At 68.9% G+C, this 366-nt stretch carries 1 protein-coding gene; it reads left to right on the plus strand.

The features are described 5' to 3' along the window. On the plus strand, nt 1–280 hold a 280-nt coding region (locus AAH979_RS43195), incomplete at its 5' end, for a hypothetical protein (protein WP_346263906.1). Between the last annotated feature and the right edge of the window lie 86 nt (nt 281–366).

Genomic DNA, 366 nt, shown 5'->3' on the forward strand with positions numbered 1-366 from the left:
GACTGACTGGACCGGCCTGCAACCCCGCTATCACCGCTGGCACTTCGACCCTGACTCGCTGACCCGGCTCGTCACCGACTGCGGGTTCGACGTGGTGCGCTGCGACACCGCGGTCTTCCGCTACTACATGCCGGTGGCCTACCGGCTTCGACACGTACGGCAACTACTGCCGTCGGACTGGCGGGGCACCGGCTCACTCCGGCTGACCCAGCCCAGCCGGGGCGACCTGCTCCGGCTGATCGCCCGACTGCCCGGTGACACCCGAAGGGAGAGATCGTGACCGCTCAACTGGAGGCCACCGCCTGCCTGGTGTGTGGTCGGGTCGGTGGGCATGGTGTGGCGTTCGCGGGTCTGTTGCGGCGTTGC

Origin of the sequence: Plantactinospora sp. ZYX-F-223, from assembly GCF_039649625.1 — a bacterium.
GTDB lineage: Bacteria > Actinomycetota > Actinomycetes > Mycobacteriales > Micromonosporaceae > Plantactinospora.